Annotated in this window: 11 protein-coding genes and 1 pseudogene; 3 read left to right on the top strand and 9 right to left on the bottom strand. The window is 74.4% G+C overall.

Translation table 11 applies throughout. From position 1 onward, the window contains the following. Window positions 1–7: 7 nt before the first annotated feature. Both ABWI04_RS38265 and ABWI04_RS38260 read right to left on the bottom strand, forming a co-directional pair. On the bottom strand, window positions 8–2,719 hold the full coding sequence (locus tag ABWI04_RS38265) for an ATP-binding protein (RefSeq protein WP_353835433.1): 2,712 nt from the start codon (window positions 2,717–2,719) through the stop codon (window positions 8–10). A 99-nt stretch (window positions 2,720–2,818) separates the two neighbouring features. Then, entirely contained in the window at window positions 2,819–4,072 is a 1,254-nt protein-coding gene (locus ABWI04_RS38260; protein WP_345183664.1) for a glycosyltransferase, read from the bottom strand. Between the two features lie 224 nt (window positions 4,073–4,296). Here ABWI04_RS38260 and ABWI04_RS38255 point away from each other — a divergent pair, with 224 nt between their 5' ends. Further along, a complete protein-coding gene (locus ABWI04_RS38255) occupies window positions 4,297–4,752 on the top strand; it encodes a peroxiredoxin (RefSeq protein ID WP_353835432.1) in 456 nt (151 codons plus the stop codon). A gap of 17 nt (window positions 4,753–4,769) precedes the next feature. Here ABWI04_RS38255 and ABWI04_RS38250 read toward each other — a convergent pair whose 3' ends face one another. Continuing rightward, complete coding sequence (locus ABWI04_RS38250; protein ID WP_353835431.1) at window positions 4,770–6,407, bottom strand: CocE/NonD family hydrolase; 1,638 nt, start codon at window positions 6,405–6,407, stop codon at window positions 4,770–4,772. A 169-nt stretch (window positions 6,408–6,576) separates the two neighbouring features. Between ABWI04_RS38250 and ABWI04_RS38245 the strand changes: the two genes are divergently transcribed. After that, window positions 6,577–7,638: a mechanosensitive ion channel family protein gene (locus tag ABWI04_RS38245; protein ID WP_353835430.1), complete on the top strand. Its 1,062-nt coding sequence runs from the start codon at window positions 6,577–6,579 to the stop codon at window positions 7,636–7,638. Here the strand turns inward: ABWI04_RS38245 and ABWI04_RS38240 are convergent. Together ABWI04_RS38240 and ABWI04_RS38235 are read right to left on the bottom strand one after the other, a co-directional pair. Beyond that, the gene (locus ABWI04_RS38240; protein WP_353835429.1) at window positions 7,628–8,872 is read right to left on the bottom strand and encodes an alpha/beta hydrolase family protein; all 1,245 of its coding nucleotides are present in this window, start codon (window positions 8,870–8,872) and stop codon (window positions 7,628–7,630) included. The genes ABWI04_RS38245 and ABWI04_RS38240 overlap by 11 nt on opposite strands. Before the next feature lie 69 nt (window positions 8,873–8,941). Next, the gene (locus tag ABWI04_RS38235) at window positions 8,942–9,556 is read right to left on the bottom strand and encodes a TetR/AcrR family transcriptional regulator (RefSeq protein WP_345183654.1); all 615 of its coding nucleotides are present in this window, start codon (window positions 9,554–9,556) and stop codon (window positions 8,942–8,944) included. Between the two features lie 107 nt (window positions 9,557–9,663). Here ABWI04_RS38235 and ABWI04_RS38230 point away from each other — a divergent pair, with 107 nt between their 5' ends. Further along, window positions 9,664–11,094 (top strand): MFS transporter, encoded by a 1,431-nt coding sequence (locus ABWI04_RS38230; RefSeq protein WP_353835428.1) that lies wholly within the window; start codon window positions 9,664–9,666, stop codon window positions 11,092–11,094. Window positions 11,095–11,098: 4 nt separating this feature from the next. Here the strand turns inward: ABWI04_RS38230 and ABWI04_RS38225 are convergent, their stop codons facing one another. The 4 genes and pseudogenes from ABWI04_RS38225 to ABWI04_RS38210 form a co-directional block, all read right to left on the bottom strand. Beyond that, window positions 11,099–11,941, bottom strand: coding sequence for an ATP-binding protein (locus ABWI04_RS38225; RefSeq protein WP_353835427.1), 843 nt, complete (start codon window positions 11,939–11,941; stop codon window positions 11,099–11,101). Window positions 11,942–12,004: 63 nt separating this feature from the next. Next, entirely contained in the window at window positions 12,005–12,694 is a 690-nt protein-coding gene (locus tag ABWI04_RS38220) for a lysophospholipid acyltransferase family protein (protein ID WP_345183648.1), read from the bottom strand. A 94-nt stretch (window positions 12,695–12,788) separates the two neighbouring features. Then, window positions 12,789–13,031 carry a type II toxin-antitoxin system antitoxin gene (locus tag ABWI04_RS38215; RefSeq protein WP_353835426.1) on the bottom strand — a complete coding sequence of 81 codons (243 nt, stop codon included), beginning with the start codon at window positions 13,029–13,031 and terminating at the stop codon, window positions 12,789–12,791. A 12-nt stretch (window positions 13,032–13,043) separates the two neighbouring features. Next, window positions 13,044–13,766 (bottom strand): annotated as a pseudogene (locus ABWI04_RS38210) (SPFH domain-containing protein); the annotation flags it as partial. Window positions 13,767–13,823: the final 57 nt, after the last annotated feature.

Raw genomic sequence — 13,823 nt, 5'->3', positions numbered from 1 at the left:
GCCGAACTCACCCTCGGGCTTGAGGGTCTCGAAGATCGGCATCAGGCGCTTCACGTCGTCCTCGTCGCCGCCGACCATGAGCGCGTAGCCGTTCTTGCACGGCGGCCTCGTCCCGCTCCCCGTTCTCGGCCAGCGCCTCCGCCAGCCGCCACCTCGACCGCGCGACCTCGTAGACGAACCCGCCGTCGGCGTCGCCGTAGGTGAACAGCTCGGCCGCCCTGCGCCACAGCTCCACGTCGTGGACGCCGTCCAGGCGGCGGCGCTCGGCCTCCGCGCGGGCCAGCCAGCCCTGCCCCTCCCAGCCGAGCCAGCCGCGCGGCTGCCCGTCGACGTTGACCGCGACGACGCTGCGCGCGATCCGCAGGAGCATGTCGCCGGTCTCCCGCGCCGCCCGCAGTGCCTCGTCGTCGCCGGCGGCGCGGGCGCGGGCCGCCCGCTCGGCCTCCGCCCACAGCCCGGTCGCCGCGATGCGGATGGCCCCGACCGTCTGGACGTAGACGGTGTCGACGACGTCGCCGATGTGCTCGGCGGCCGTGTCCGGGTCGCCGCGCCACAGCGCGTGCTCGGCCGCGAGCCCGCGGGCGAGGTAGTTGACGAACGCGTCCTGCCCCCACAGTGGAGCGATCCAGCGCAGCCGCTCCTCGACCGTCGGGGCGCCCTGCGCGACCTCCAGGAACAGGGCGTACGCCGACACCTGCGCCTCGGGCGTGCGGACGACCTGCACGGCGAACTGGTCGGCCAGCCGGCCCGCCTCCGCCCAGTTCCCCGACGTGTAGTGGACGAGGTAGCGCAGGGAGCGCAGCACGGTGCCGAACGTGCTCCACACGATCCCGTTGTCGACGGCGTACTTCACGCCCGCGTCGGCGGCGCGCACCGCGCCCGCGAGGTCGCCGCGGTCGAACTTCGTCCGGGCGTGGTGGAACGCCGCCCGCATCGCGATCATGGAGCTGTCGCCGGCCGCCGCGGCCAGCTCGTGGGCGCGGGCGAACACCTCCGCCACGCCCGTGTCGGCCTCCCGCGACTCGCGGTACAGGCCGAGCGTGACCAGCAGGCTGGCCTCGGCGCCGGTGGCGCCCGCCTCGCGCGCCGTCTCGATCGCGCGCTCGGCGTACCCGGGCATCTCCCCGGCCGCGTCCCGGTACATCAGCGTCCGCGCGTAGGTGGCGAGCGCGTCGGCGCGCTCGACGGTCGGCGGGTCGGCGGGCAGCATCGCGACCGCCTCCCGCGCCACCGTCTGCGACTCGGCGTCCTCGTCGATGTCGCCGAGGTAGCCGGCCAGGTGCTCGCGCAGCAGGCAGCCGAGCCGCACGTCGGCGGGGTCGGCCGCGGCCAGCACCCGGCGCAGGCGGTGCACCGCCCGGCGCAGCTCGCCGGCCCGCGCGGACGCCTGGGCGGCCGCCAGCGACAGGCGCATCCGGTCCGTTCCGGCGGCGGCCTCCGGATCGGGGACGGCGTCCCACAGCTCCAGCGCCCGGTCGTAGTGCTCGTAGGCCTCGGCGGGCGCGGCGAGGCGGTCGGCCTCCCGGCCCGCCCGGACGGACGCGGCGAACGCGGCGGGGAGGTCGTGCGCGGCGAGGCTGTGGTGCGCCAGCTCGGCGGCCGACCCGCGCGTGCCGGCCGGGAGGCCCGACAGGAGCCGGGCGAAGTCGGCGTGCAGCCGGGTCCGCTCGCCGGGCAGCAGGTCGGCGTAGACGGCCTCGCGCAGCAGCGCGTGCCGGAACGTGTACCCGGCGCCGGACGGGACGAGCAGCTGGTGCGACACCACCTCGCGCAGCGCCTCGCCGACCGTCGCCTCGTCCAGCCCCGCCACGACGCGCACCAGCTCGTCGTCGACGCGGCGCCCCGCCACGGCCGCGACCCGCACCACCCGCTGGCCCGCGTCCGACAGCCGCTCGATCCGCGACAGCAGCAGGTCGGCGAGCGCGGACGGCAGCCCGGCCGCCCCGTCGTCCCCGACGTCCAGGCCGGAGGAGTACAGCTCGGCGGCGTAGAAGGGGTTGCCCTCCGACCGGCGGTGCACCCGCTCGACGGTCCGCGCCGTGACCGGGGCGGACCCGCGCGCCAGCTCGGCGAGGTACTGGGCGGTCTCGCCGCGCCCGAACGGGCGGACCTCGACGCCCGTCACGTTCGGCAGCCGCAGCAGCTCGGCGACCACGGGCCGCAGCGGGTGCCGCCGGTGCAGGTCGTCGGACCGGTACGTCCCGACGAGGCAGACCCGCTCGCGCTGCAGGACGCGGCTCAGGAACGTCAGCAGGTGCCGCGTCGACCGGTCGGCCCAGTGCAGGTCCTCCAGGACGAGCAGGACGGGCCGCTCGTCGCCCAGTTCCCCGAGCAGGCCGAGCACGGCGCCGAACAGCTGCTGCTGGCCGAGCTCGGACCCCGCGGCGGGACCGCCCTCGCCGTCGGGCAGCAGGCGCGCGAGCGCGGGCCGGGCGTCGAGCGCGGCGCGGACCTCGTCCGCCTCCGGCGTCCCGGCGTGCGCGGCGGCCCACAGGGCGTCGGTGAGCGGCAGGTAGGGCATGCTCTCGCCGAGCTCGGCGCACTGCCCCACGAGGACGGCGCAGCCGCGGTCGACGGCGGCGGCGGTGAGCGCGGACACCAGGTGCGTCTTGCCGACCCCCGCGTCCCCGCTGACCAGCACGACGCCCGCGCCGCCCGCGGCGGCGCGGTCCAGTGCGGCGGTCAGCTCCGCCAGCTCCGCCGCCCTGCCGATCAGCACGAACAGTCCTTTCCGGTCATCCCGGTCGAGTATCCCATCCGGGGGGACGTCAGCGGGCCCCGGACCGGGACGGTCCGGGGCCCGCGGGCCGGGTGCGCGTCAGCCGACGAGGGCGGGGGCCTTGCCGGTCTCCTGCTCGGCCTCGTCCTCCGCGGCCGGCTCGGGCTCGGGGACGGGCAGCACCTTCAGGTACGCGCGCAGCGTCTCGGCGCCGATCCGCTCCAGGGAGTAGCGGGAGCGGGCGCGGTCGCCGGCGGCGATCGAGTAGCCGTGCAGCGTGGTGTCCTCCGACAGCAGCTGCCGGATCGCCCGCCCGATCACGACGGGCCGCCCCGCCGGGACGTGGATGCCGGTGATGTGGTCCAGGACCTCGTCGGCGTTGCCGCCGACCGGGGTCGCCACCACGGGGACGCCGCAGGCCATGGCCTCCAGCGGCGCCGTCGGGGACGGCTGGTGCGGGGCCAGGCAGAGCGCGAGGCTGGCGGTCCGCAGCAGCTTCGGCAGGGACTTGCGGGGCAGCCGCCCGAGGAAGATGACCCGGTCGGCGACGTGCAGCTCCTTGGCCAGCAGCCGCAGCCGGTGGACGGCCGAGTCGTGCTCCAGCTCCTCGCGCTCCGGGCCGCCGGCGACGGCCAGCTCGGCGTCGGGGACGTGCACCAGGGCGCGCAGCGCGGTCTCGACGTCGGTGCCGAGGTCCTCGCTGACGATCACCAGGCGGGCCCGGTCGCCGTGCGGCATCGCCGGGCCGACCTGGGAGAAGTGCTCGGAGTCCACGCCGTAGGGGACGACCGCGACCGAGGGCCGCGGGACGCCCGTCCGCACGACCGCGGTGGCCTCCTCGGCGTGCCCGGCCAGCACCAGGTCGGCGTCGCGCCCGATGGCCTTCTCCAGGCGGTCGCGGTGCGGGTGGACCTGGCGTCCGGCCTGCCGCTCGACGGCGGCCACGCCGTGGTAGCTCTGCACGAAGGGGATGCCGAGCTCGCGGGCGACGGCGCAGGCGGCCAGGCCGCCGATCCAGCCGTGCGCGTGCACGATGTCGGGGCGCGCCGATCCGGACCAGCGGCGGCGCAGGCCGTCGGCGAAGTCGCGCAGGTGCTGGAGCAGCTCGTCGTCCGACAGCGGACGGGCGGGCCCGGCGTCCAGGTTCACCACGGCGGCGCCCGGCGCGAGCCGGACCCGGCTGCGGGCGGAGCGGTCCTGGCGGCGCGTGTAGACCGTCACCTGGTTCGGCTCACCGTCGGCGACCAGCGGACGGGTGAGGGAGCGGGCGAGATCCCGGACGTGGACTGACTGCAGGTGCTCGCCGTCAAGGTCGGAGGCGGACACCAGAGCGATGTGAAGCGGGCGATGCATGACGGATCCTCCGGGACTACACAGGGGAAGCTCGGAGGTATCTGCGTCGTAGACACCTGCTCGGTCAGTTTCCTATCCCTCCCCCCTCCCCGTCAAACCTGACGAATCGGAATACCTGCCCCCGGGGCCGGCCGCACGGCGCTCACCTGCGGCGAAACTTCTGCGACGGATACGGATGACGCACCGCGCGGGGCCCCGGTCCTGGCCTCGGCTAGGTTCGACCCATGAGACCCGGTGACGTCGTCGACGACTTCGAACTCCCGGACGAGACGGGCGAACCGCGCACCCTGAGCGGCCTGCTGGCCGAGGGCCCGGTGGTCCTGTTCTTCTACCCGGCGGCCATGACCCCCGGCTGCACCGCCGAGGCCTGCCACTTCCGCGACGTGGTCGCCGAGCTCGCGGAGGCGGGAGCCCGCCCGGTGGGCGTCAGCGCGGACCCGGTCGGCAAGCAGAAGGAGTTCGCCGACAAGCACTCGCTCGGCTACCCGCTGCTGTCCGACCCGTCCGGCGAGGTCCGGGCGCGCTTCGGCGTCAAGCGCTCGGTGGCCCTCATGCCGACCAGGCGCCAGACCTTCGTCATCGACACCGACCGCCGCGTCCTCGCGGTCGTCAAGAGCGAGGTCCGCATGAACGTCCACGCCGACAGGGCCCTGGAGGCCCTCCGGGCCCGCCGCGGCTGACCCCGCCGCCCCGCCGGTCAGCGGACGATCGGCAGGGTGATCGAGGACGGGTGCCCGGGGGCGTGGAAGATCTCCTGGTCGGCGGTGAGCATCTCGGTGGCGGTGCCGATCGGGGCGCCGGTGCCGGGGTTGCGGGCGACGCGGGGGTAGGCGCCGCTGGCCACCTGCACGCGGACGCGGTGCCCGCGGCGGAAGCGGTGGCCGACCGGCCAGAGCTCGACGGCGACGCGGCGGACCCCGTCGGGTCCGGGCTCGGGGGCGCCGGGGACGAGGCGGCGCATACCCTCGCACAGGTTGAGGGACTCGCCCTCGGGGGTGACGTCGCAGAGCCGCACGACGAAGTCGGTGTGCTCGCGGTTCGAGCGGACGTGCAGGTCGGCGGTCACCGGGCCGATGACCTCCATGTCCTCGTCCAGGACGCCCGAGGTGAAGGTCAGCACGTCCCGGCGGCGCTCCAGGCGCTTCTGGTCGGTGGAGGGGTGCGTCTCGCCGAGCAGGGTCGGGCCGCCGAGGAACGGCGTCGGGTGGTTCGGGTCGTAGCGGTAGCGGTCGGGATCGGACTCCGGCGGCTCGCCAGGGGACAGGGCGCCCGCCGGGTGCAGGTGCCAGCGCTCCTCGCGCATGCCGGGGACGGGCCAGTCGGGGAACTCGCGCCACTCCTCCGCGCCGGTGACGAAGATCCGGACGGGCTGCGAGCGCAGGCCGGACGGGTCGTCCAGCAGGTGGGCGCGGAACCACGCGATCGCGTCGGCGACCGAGCCGCGCATCATGCGCTGGTCGGCGTGGAACCAGGGCCCGATCGTCAGGTAGGGGCGCCGGCCGGCGGCGCGCAGCGCCGCGTAGTCCTTCATCTGCCAGGGCAGGAAGATGTCGTACCACCCGCCCGTCATGTTCACCGGCGCGGTGACCTGTGACACGGTGGTGCTGAAGTCGCGCTTGTCCCAGAACGGCGTGTCGGGGCCGTTGACGAGCAGGTCCTGGAAGAAGCGCTGCTGCTCGCCGGTCGCGAGCCGGTCGAGTTCGGCCAGCGGGCGTCCCGACAGGGTTGCGCGGCGGGCGCGGCGCGGCGACATGATGCCGGTCGTGATGCCCGACAGGGAGTTCTTCATCCGCGCGGTCAGGTCGACCCAGATGAGCGCCGACTCCAGGGCGAAGGTGCCGCCGACGTTGACGGCGTCCCGGAAGGTGGACGCCGTGACCTGCATCGACAGCGCCTTCAGCTCGGGCCCGGCCTCGGCGGCGACGGCCCACTGGACGTAGCCGAGGTAGCTCGGGCCGTGCATGGCGAACGTGCCGCCGAACCACGGCTGCGAGGTCAGCCACTCGATGGTGGCGAGGCCGTCCTCCCGCTCGTCCAGCGCCTCGAAGACGCCGCCGGACCCGAAGCCGCCGCGCACGCTCTGCACCACGGCCTGGAACCCGTGCGAGGCGAAGCCCTGCCCGCACATGAGGCCGAACGGCCCGCGCCGCCCGTAGGGCGAGCGGACCAGCACCGTCGGCGCCTTCTCGACGCCGGCGGGCGAGTACCGGTCGGCCAGCAGTGTCACGCCGTCGGCGGCCGGGACCTCCAGGTCGCGCTCGACCGTCACCCGGTGGGGGCCGTTCCGCAATCCCAGCGCCGTGACCCCGAGCCGGCGCATCATTCCCACGCTCACCACTCGATCGATCGTAACCGGCAGGTCCCCGGGCCCCGGAGCCAGATGTGCCGTGATGTGCCTCGCAGTGCCTCCGGTCTTCACTACGATCAGGGCTCGTAACACGCAAAAGGGATATTTCAACGGGCGGCGCCGTGCCTTCCCGGACAGAGGAGGAATCTTCAGCGTCATGGCTGACCTTGGCGATCTGACCTGGCATCGGGTGGTGGGAGCCGTCGCCGTGCTGGTGGTCGCGGTCGGGATCGCGGTGGTCCTGCGGCTGCTGACCGGCCGGCTGTTCCGGCGGGCGGGCGACACCCGGTGGGCGTGGGACGACCTGGCCGCCCGCCTGTTCAAGGACCTGGCGGTGCCCGTCTCGGTGCTGCTCGGCCTGTGGGGCGCGGCCAGGGCGCTGCACCTGCCCCGGGGCACGCTGGACGTGACGGCCAAGGTGCTCACGGCCGCCGCCATCCTCGTCGTCTCGCTGGCGCTGGCCCGCCTGATCGCGGGCTCGGTCAGCTCGATCGCGATGGTCCGGCAGGGCGTCGCCGGCAATGTGACGATCTTCGCGAACATCACCCGGGTCCTCGTGATCGGCGTCGGCGTCCTGGTGATGCTGCAGAGCCTCGGGATCTCGATCTCGCCGCTGCTCGGCGCCCTCGGCGTCGGCGGTCTCGCGGTCGCCCTCGCCCTCCAGGACACGCTGGCCAACCTCTTCGCGGGCGTGCACGTCCTGGCGTCCAAGACGATCGAGCCCGGCGACTACATCAAGCTGAGCAGCGGCCAGGAGGGGTACGTCGTCGACATCAACTGGCGCAACACCTCCATCCGGACGCTGTCGGACAACATCGAGGTCATCCCGAACCAGCGGTTCTCCGACACGATCCTCACCAACTACCACCGCCCCGCCGAGGACATGTCGCTGCTGATCCAGGCGCGCGTGGCCTACGAGAGCGACCTGGAGCGCGTCGAGAGCGTGGTCGTCGAGGTCGGCCAGGAGGTCATGAACGAGGTGCAGGGCGGGGTGAAGGACAGCGAGACGCTGGTGCGCTTCCACACCTTCGGCGACTCCTCGATCGGCTTCACCGTGATCCTGCGGACCGACGAGTTCGGCGACCAGTTCCGCCTGAAGCACGAGTTCGTCAAGCGGCTGCACCGCCGCTTCGCCAAGGAGGGCATCGAGATGCCCTACCCCCGCCGCCAGCTCATCCTGCCCGACGGCGAGGGCGTGCACGGCCTGGTCAGCGGATGAACCGCACGTCGGGGTGGCGGGGCGACGGGCGGTCGAGGACCGGGCGGTGCCGTCCGAGCAGCGCCCGGTCGAAGAACGCGGTGACGTAGGCCCGCACCGACGCCGTCATCCGTTCGGGGTCGACCGTCCCGACGAGGTCGGCGCGGTCCCGGGCGGGGATGTCGAGCTCCCCGTCCAGCGCCGGGAGGATCGCCTGGACGTCGGTGTAGGAGTAGTGGCTCGCGGCGGGAACGTTCAGGTCGCGCTTCCACCCGGTCGAGCGGTTCCAGAACGACGTCCAGGACGGGGTCGTCAGGTGCGTCTGCGGGGAGCCGCCAGTGGCGGCCCCCATCAGCATGAACGGGCGGTCGAGCCCGGTCTCCGCGACCCGTACGAAGTCGTTCTCCGCGTACTGCATGGTGCCGTCCATGTCGATGCCCGCGTCCACCCGCCGGTCGGTGCGCATGGCCTCGGCGGCCTCGATCCCGCCCGCGGAGTGCCCGACCATGCCGACCCGGGACAGGTCGAGCGACCGTCCGAGGCCGCTGGGCAGGGCCCGCCCCTCGGCGTCGGGGTTGCGGCCGGCCCGCAGCGCGGCGAGCCGGTCGAGGACGAGGCGGGCGTCCTTCACGCGCGCGTCCAGGCCGGTCTTCAGCCGCTGCGGCCCCTGCGAGGGCATGTGCTGGAGCTCGACGCGCCCGCCGGGGAACTCCACGGGGGCCGTCTCGTAGGTGTGGTCCACGGTCACCACCACGTACCCGCGGCTGGCCAGCTCCTCGGCGATCGTGGTGCCGAGCGCGCGCGGGACGCCGAAACCGGGGGAGTACAGGACGACGGGCCTCGGGCGCCGCGCGTCCGCGGGGGCGCCCTCGGCGGCGTGGGTCCGGGCGCCCGCCCAGTCGACCGTCCCGGCTTTGAACACGCCGAGCGCGTCGACCTCCGAGAGCGCCTTGGCGACCCCGGGACGCAGGTACGGCGCCTTCGGCCCGGAGGCGCCGTCGGCCGGATACCAGACGCTGACCATGAGTTCGCGTGTCCGGCCTGGCACCCACGGGTCGGCGCGCCCGGCGTCCACGAGGTGCAGTTCGGTCGTCCCGACGGCCTGGTGCGGGCCCGTCGGGCGGGGCAGGCCGAACGTGGCGGGCGCCGCGGCGGCGGTCTTCGCCGCGTGGGCGGAGGTGCCGCACGCGGACAGGGCGAGGGGCAGGACGGCCGCGGCCGCGAGCAGGCGGTGGGAGGCGGATGATGATCGCATCGCCCCAGCCTCCCGGCCGCGGGCCGCTTCCGATCATGGTCGAACGGCCGCCGCGCACCCCGACCTTCGTCAGGGGCGCACGATCGGCATGAGGACCTCGTCGACGATCGACGCCAGGTCGTCGTCGGTGATCGGGCCGCCCTCGGTGAGGTTGTCGTACACCATCACCGCCGGGCCCACGTTCGCGATCCGCCGGGTGGCGGCCTCGGGCCGGATCTCCCCGCGCGCGGCGGCCTCGCGCAGCGCCTCGTAGAGCAGGTCGCGGACGGGTTTGGAGAGCCGGTCGCGCACGACGTCGTGGATGAGGCCGACGCCCTCCTCGCTCTCCTCCTTCAGCATCCGGAACGCCGCCCCGCGGCAGGCGATCAGGGTGTCGCGCAGGCAGCCCAGGATCCGCAGCATGTCCTCGCGCAGCGACCCGGTCCGCGGCGCGGTCGGCGGCTCGGGCAGGACGTGCTTGAGCGCGTCGGTGATCAGCTCGTTCTTGGACCGCCAGCGCCGGTAGAGGGCGGCCTTGCCGGTGCGGGCGCCGTTGGCGACGCCCTCCATGGTCAGCCCGCGGTAGCCGACGGCCTCCAGCTGGGCGAACACGGCGTCGAAGATCGCGGCCTCCAGGTCGCCGCCGCGGCGGCGGGTGGCCGCGGGCCCCGGGTCGGCGGGGGCACCGGAGTCGGCACGGGTCACGGCACGATCCCGAAAATAGTGAACGCTAGCGTTCTCTTTTGCGTGCGTCGGTGGTACGTTCCCCACATAGTGTACTTCGCCGTTCCTTATTTCTGGGAAGGTTCGCCTTGACCGCAGCCAGCGGGCGGACGGCCGCGACCCGGGAGTCGACACCTCCCGGCGCGGCCGCGCCGCCCCTCCATCATCGTGCAGGAACCGTCCTCGCCGTCATCGTCGGCTGCCAGCTCATGATCGGCCTCGACACCTCCGTCGTCACCATCGCGCTCCCGGACGTCCGTGAGGGCCTCGGCCTGACCACCGGGGGGCTCGCCTGGATCCAGAACTCCTACATGCTCGCATTCGGCGGCCTGCTCCTGCTCGGCGGGCGCGCCGGGGACGTGTTCGGGCGCCGCCGCGCCTTCACCGCCGGGATCGTGCTGTTCACCGCCGCGTCGCTGGCCGGCGGGTTCGCGGACGCGGGCTGGTGGCTGCTGGCCGCCCGCGCCGCCCAGGGCGTCGCCGCCGCCGTCGCCGCGCCGAGCGCCATGGCGCTCATCGCCACCAACTTCGAGGGCGCCGCCCGGGTCCGCGCGCTGAGCGTCTTCTCCGCCGTGACCGGCGCGGGCGCCGCCGTCGGCATGATCGCCGGCGGGGTGCTGACCGAGGCCGGGTCGTGGCGCTGGGTGTTCTTCGTCAACGTCCCGGTCGGCCTGGTCCTGGCGCTGGCCGCGCCGCGCGTCCTCACCGAGACGCCGCGCCGGCCCGGCCGGTTCGACGTCGTCGGCGCCCTCGCCTCCACGACGGGCATGACCGCCCTCGTCTACGCGCTGATCCGGGCCGGGTCGGACGGCTGGGCCGACGGCCGGGCGCTCGCGGCGTTCGGCGCGGCGGTCGCGCTGCTCGCCGCCTTCGTGGCCGTCGAGGCCCGCGCCCGCCGCCCGCTCATGCCGCTGTGGCTGCTGACCGGGCGCGACCGGGCCGCGTCCTACCTGACCCAGCTGTGCCTGGCGGCCGCGATGTTCGGCTCGTTCTTCTTCCTCACCCAGTACCTGCAGCAGGTGCTCGGCTACGGGCCGCTGCGCGCCGGGGCCGCCTTCCTGCCCATGGTGGGGATGCAGTTCGCCGTCGTGCGGACCGCGCCGCGCCTGCTGGCGCGCGCCGGCGCCCGCCCCCTGGTCGTCGCCGGCACCGCCCTCCTCACCGTCGGGCTGCTGTGGCTGACCCGGCTCTCTCCGGGGGACGGCTACGCCGGCGCGGTGCTGGTGCCGTTCCTCCTGATGGGCGCGGGCGGCGGGCTGTCGATGCTGCCGCTGAACGCGACGATCCTCGGCAGCGTCGAGCCGGAGCAGTCGGGCGCGGCGGCCGGGGTCGCCCAGGCCATGCTGTGGTCGGGAGGGTCGCTGGGCTCGGCCGTCATGGTGACGGCCTACGGGTCCGCCGCGTCCGGCCACGGCCCCGCGGCCGCCGTCGGCGGCATGGACGCGGCGTTCGCGACCGGCGCGGGGTTCGCCGTCGCGGCGCTTCTGGTGGCGCTGCTCGTGCTGCGCGTCCGGCGCTGAGCGCTCACGCGGGCGGGGGAGCGGTCTCCTCGAACCACGCGAGGAGCTCGGTGTCGCCGACCAGCCGCGCCGTGTCGGCGGCCGACGGCGACCCCGCCCGCGGATCGGCCCCCGCCTCCAGCAGGACCCGCACGACCTCGGTCTCCCGCTTGAACACCGCACCGGTCAGCGGGCGGTGGCCGCGGTCGTCGGCGCGGTCCGGGTCGGCGCCCCGCAGCGTGAGCGCCCGGACGGTCTCCACGTGCCCGTGGCAGGCCGCGTGCATCAGCAGGGTCTCGCCCCTGTGGTCGGACAGGTTCACCGGCACCCCGTCGTTCACGTACGAGAGGATCCCCTGGGTGTCGCCGACCCGGGCCATCTCGAACAGCCGGGCCGCGAGCTCGCCCGAACCGGGCCGGAAACCGTCCGGGGTCTCGCTGTCGGCGGTGAGGAGCCCGCCGAGGCTGTCCTCGCTGTAGGACAGGCGCTTCTCCAGCGCGACCAGCGCCCCGTCCTCGGGGAACGAGGCGAACCGGACGTCGTCGGCCAGCGCCCTCATGATCATCAGACCGCGCCCCTGCTCCGCCGCCGGATCGGGGGCCGGCACGCGCGCCGCGTCGAATCCCGTCCCCGAGTCGATCACCTTGATCACGCAGCGCCGGTCCTGGATCATCGCCCGCACGGTGTAGTCCGCCCCGTGCTCGGCGTGCTTGATCACGTTGGTGCACGCCTCGGTCAGCATCATCTCGATGTCGTCGCGGATGTGGCCCTCGACACCGAGCGCGGCCAGTGCCGCGTCCAGGAGCTTGCGCGTCGCCGGAACGCTCGCCACGTCGCGCGGAAGCACGAGGTCCATGGTGATTTCCACATCATCTCCATCCGTCCCCATGAATGGTGCCCAATCGGTCACGCTGAAACATGGGGCGGACGGTCAGCGCGGCTCGGCGGGCCTCGGCGCGTAGTCGTCCACGTACTCCTGGCCCGACAGCCCCCGGATGGCCTCCATGATCTCGTCGGTGATCTGCCGGGCCGCCCGGCCGCGCGGCACGCCCGCGTCCCGTCCCCGGAAGTCCATCGGCGCGCCGATGCGCAGCCCGATCCGGCCCGGCCGCGGGACGGCCTGCCCCCGGGGCTGCACCTTGTCGGTGCCCTCGATCGCCACCGGGACGACCGGCGCCCCGGTCCGCATCGCCAGCCGCGCCACCCCCGTCCGGCCGCGGTAGAGCCGCCCGTCCGGCGACCGCGTCCCCTCGGGGTGGATGGCGAACACCCCGCCGCCCTCCAGCACCGCCGCCGAGGTGTCGAGCGCGTCGAACGCGGCCCGCCCTCCGGACCGGTCCACCGCGATCGCGCCGACGCTGCGGAAGAACGTCGCCGTGGCGCGGCCCTTCAGGCCCGCCCCGGTGAAGTACTCATGCTTGCCGAGGAAGTGGACCCGGCGCGGCACCATCAGCGGCAGCACGAACGAGTCCAGGAACCCCAGGTGGTTCGCCGCGAGGATCACCGGCCCGATCCGCGGGACGTGCCGCAGGCCGCTCACCCTCGGCAGGAAGGCCAGGCGCATCGCGGGTCCCATGACCACGTGCTTCATGAGGGGATAGATCAGGCGTTCGGGGTCCATGTCCGAGCAGGCTATGGGGCGCGCCCCCCGGTCGCCGCTGGCGCCCGATACAAGTTCGGCACTGCGGATCTTGTAGGGATCACCACTTGCCCCGCTAGCCCTCGCCCCCGTCCCCTGGTGGGCCGCCCTCGTCCTCGTCGTCCCGCGCCTTGCGCGGCCGCCCGGGGCCGCGCATCCGCCCCGCGGTTCCGGGCATCCGCCCCGCGTCCGCGAGCGCCTTGCGCAGCAGGAACTCGATCTGCGCGTTGGTGCTGCGCAGCTCGTCGGCGGCCCACCGCGCCAGCGCGTCGTGCACGGCCGGGTCGAGCCGCAGCAGGATCTTCTTGCGCTCCGCCACTGGTCGCGGCGCTCACTGGTAGAGCGAGCCGGTGTTGAGCACCGGCTGGGCGTCGCGGTCGGCGCACAGCACCACGAGCAGGTTGCTGACCATCGCCGCCTTGCGCTCCTCGTCCAGGTCGACCACGTTCTCCTCGTCCAGCCGGTCGAGGGCGAGCTGCACCATGCCGACCGCGCCCTCCACGATCCGCTGCCGCGCCGCCACCACCGCGCCCGCCTGCTGGCGGCGCAGCATCGCCTGCGCGATCTCCGGCGCGTACGCCAGCCCGGTGATCCGCGACTCGATGATCTTCACGCCGGCGGACGCCACCCGCTGCGCCAGCTCGTCCGACAGCTGCCCCGTGATCTCGTCGGCGTTGTCGCGCAGCGACGTCCGGTCGTGGGCGTCGTAGGGGAAGCTGCCCGCGATGTGCCGGACGGCCGCCTCGGTCTGGAACGCCACGAACTCCACGAAGTCGTCCACCTCGAACACGGCCCGCGCGGTGTCGGCCACCTGCCACACCACCACGGCCGAGATCTCGATCGGGTTCCCGTCCAGGTCGTTGACCTTCGCCCGCCCGGTCTCGTGGTTGCGGATCCGCGTGGAGACCTTGCGCCGCTCCGTCAGCGGGTTCACCCACCGGAGGCCGTCGGCGCGGACGGTCCCCTTGTACCTACCGAGAAGCTGAAGCACCCGCGCCTCCCCGGGCGCCACGGGCGTCAGCCCCGCCGCGACGACCAGCCCGGCCAGCGCCAGCAGTGCCGTGCAACTCGCCGAAGTGCTCCTTGACGGTCAGCAGGTCGGCGACGGCCT

Source organism: Actinomadura sp. NPDC000929 (genome assembly GCF_040492065.1).
Classification (GTDB): domain Bacteria; phylum Actinomycetota; class Actinomycetes; order Streptosporangiales; family Streptosporangiaceae; genus Spirillospora; species Spirillospora verrucosospora.
This window is presented reverse-complemented; position numbering and strand designations above follow the sequence as displayed.

Coding starts and splice junctions, on each gene's coding strand:
- ABWI04_RS38260 (WP_345183664.1), bottom strand. CDS start 4,072: ATGCATCGCCCGCTTCACATCGCTCTGGTGTCCGCCTCCGACCTTGAC.
- ABWI04_RS38255 (WP_353835432.1), top strand. CDS start 4,297: ATGAGACCCGGTGACGTCGTCGACGACTTCGAACTCCCGGACGAGACG.
- ABWI04_RS38245 (WP_353835430.1), top strand. CDS start 6,577: ATGGCTGACCTTGGCGATCTGACCTGGCATCGGGTGGTGGGAGCCGTC.
- ABWI04_RS38240 (WP_353835429.1), bottom strand. CDS start 8,872: ATGCGATCATCATCCGCCTCCCACCGCCTGCTCGCGGCCGCGGCCGTC.
- ABWI04_RS38220 (WP_345183648.1), bottom strand. CDS start 12,694: ATGGACCCCGAACGCCTGATCTATCCCCTCATGAAGCACGTGGTCATG.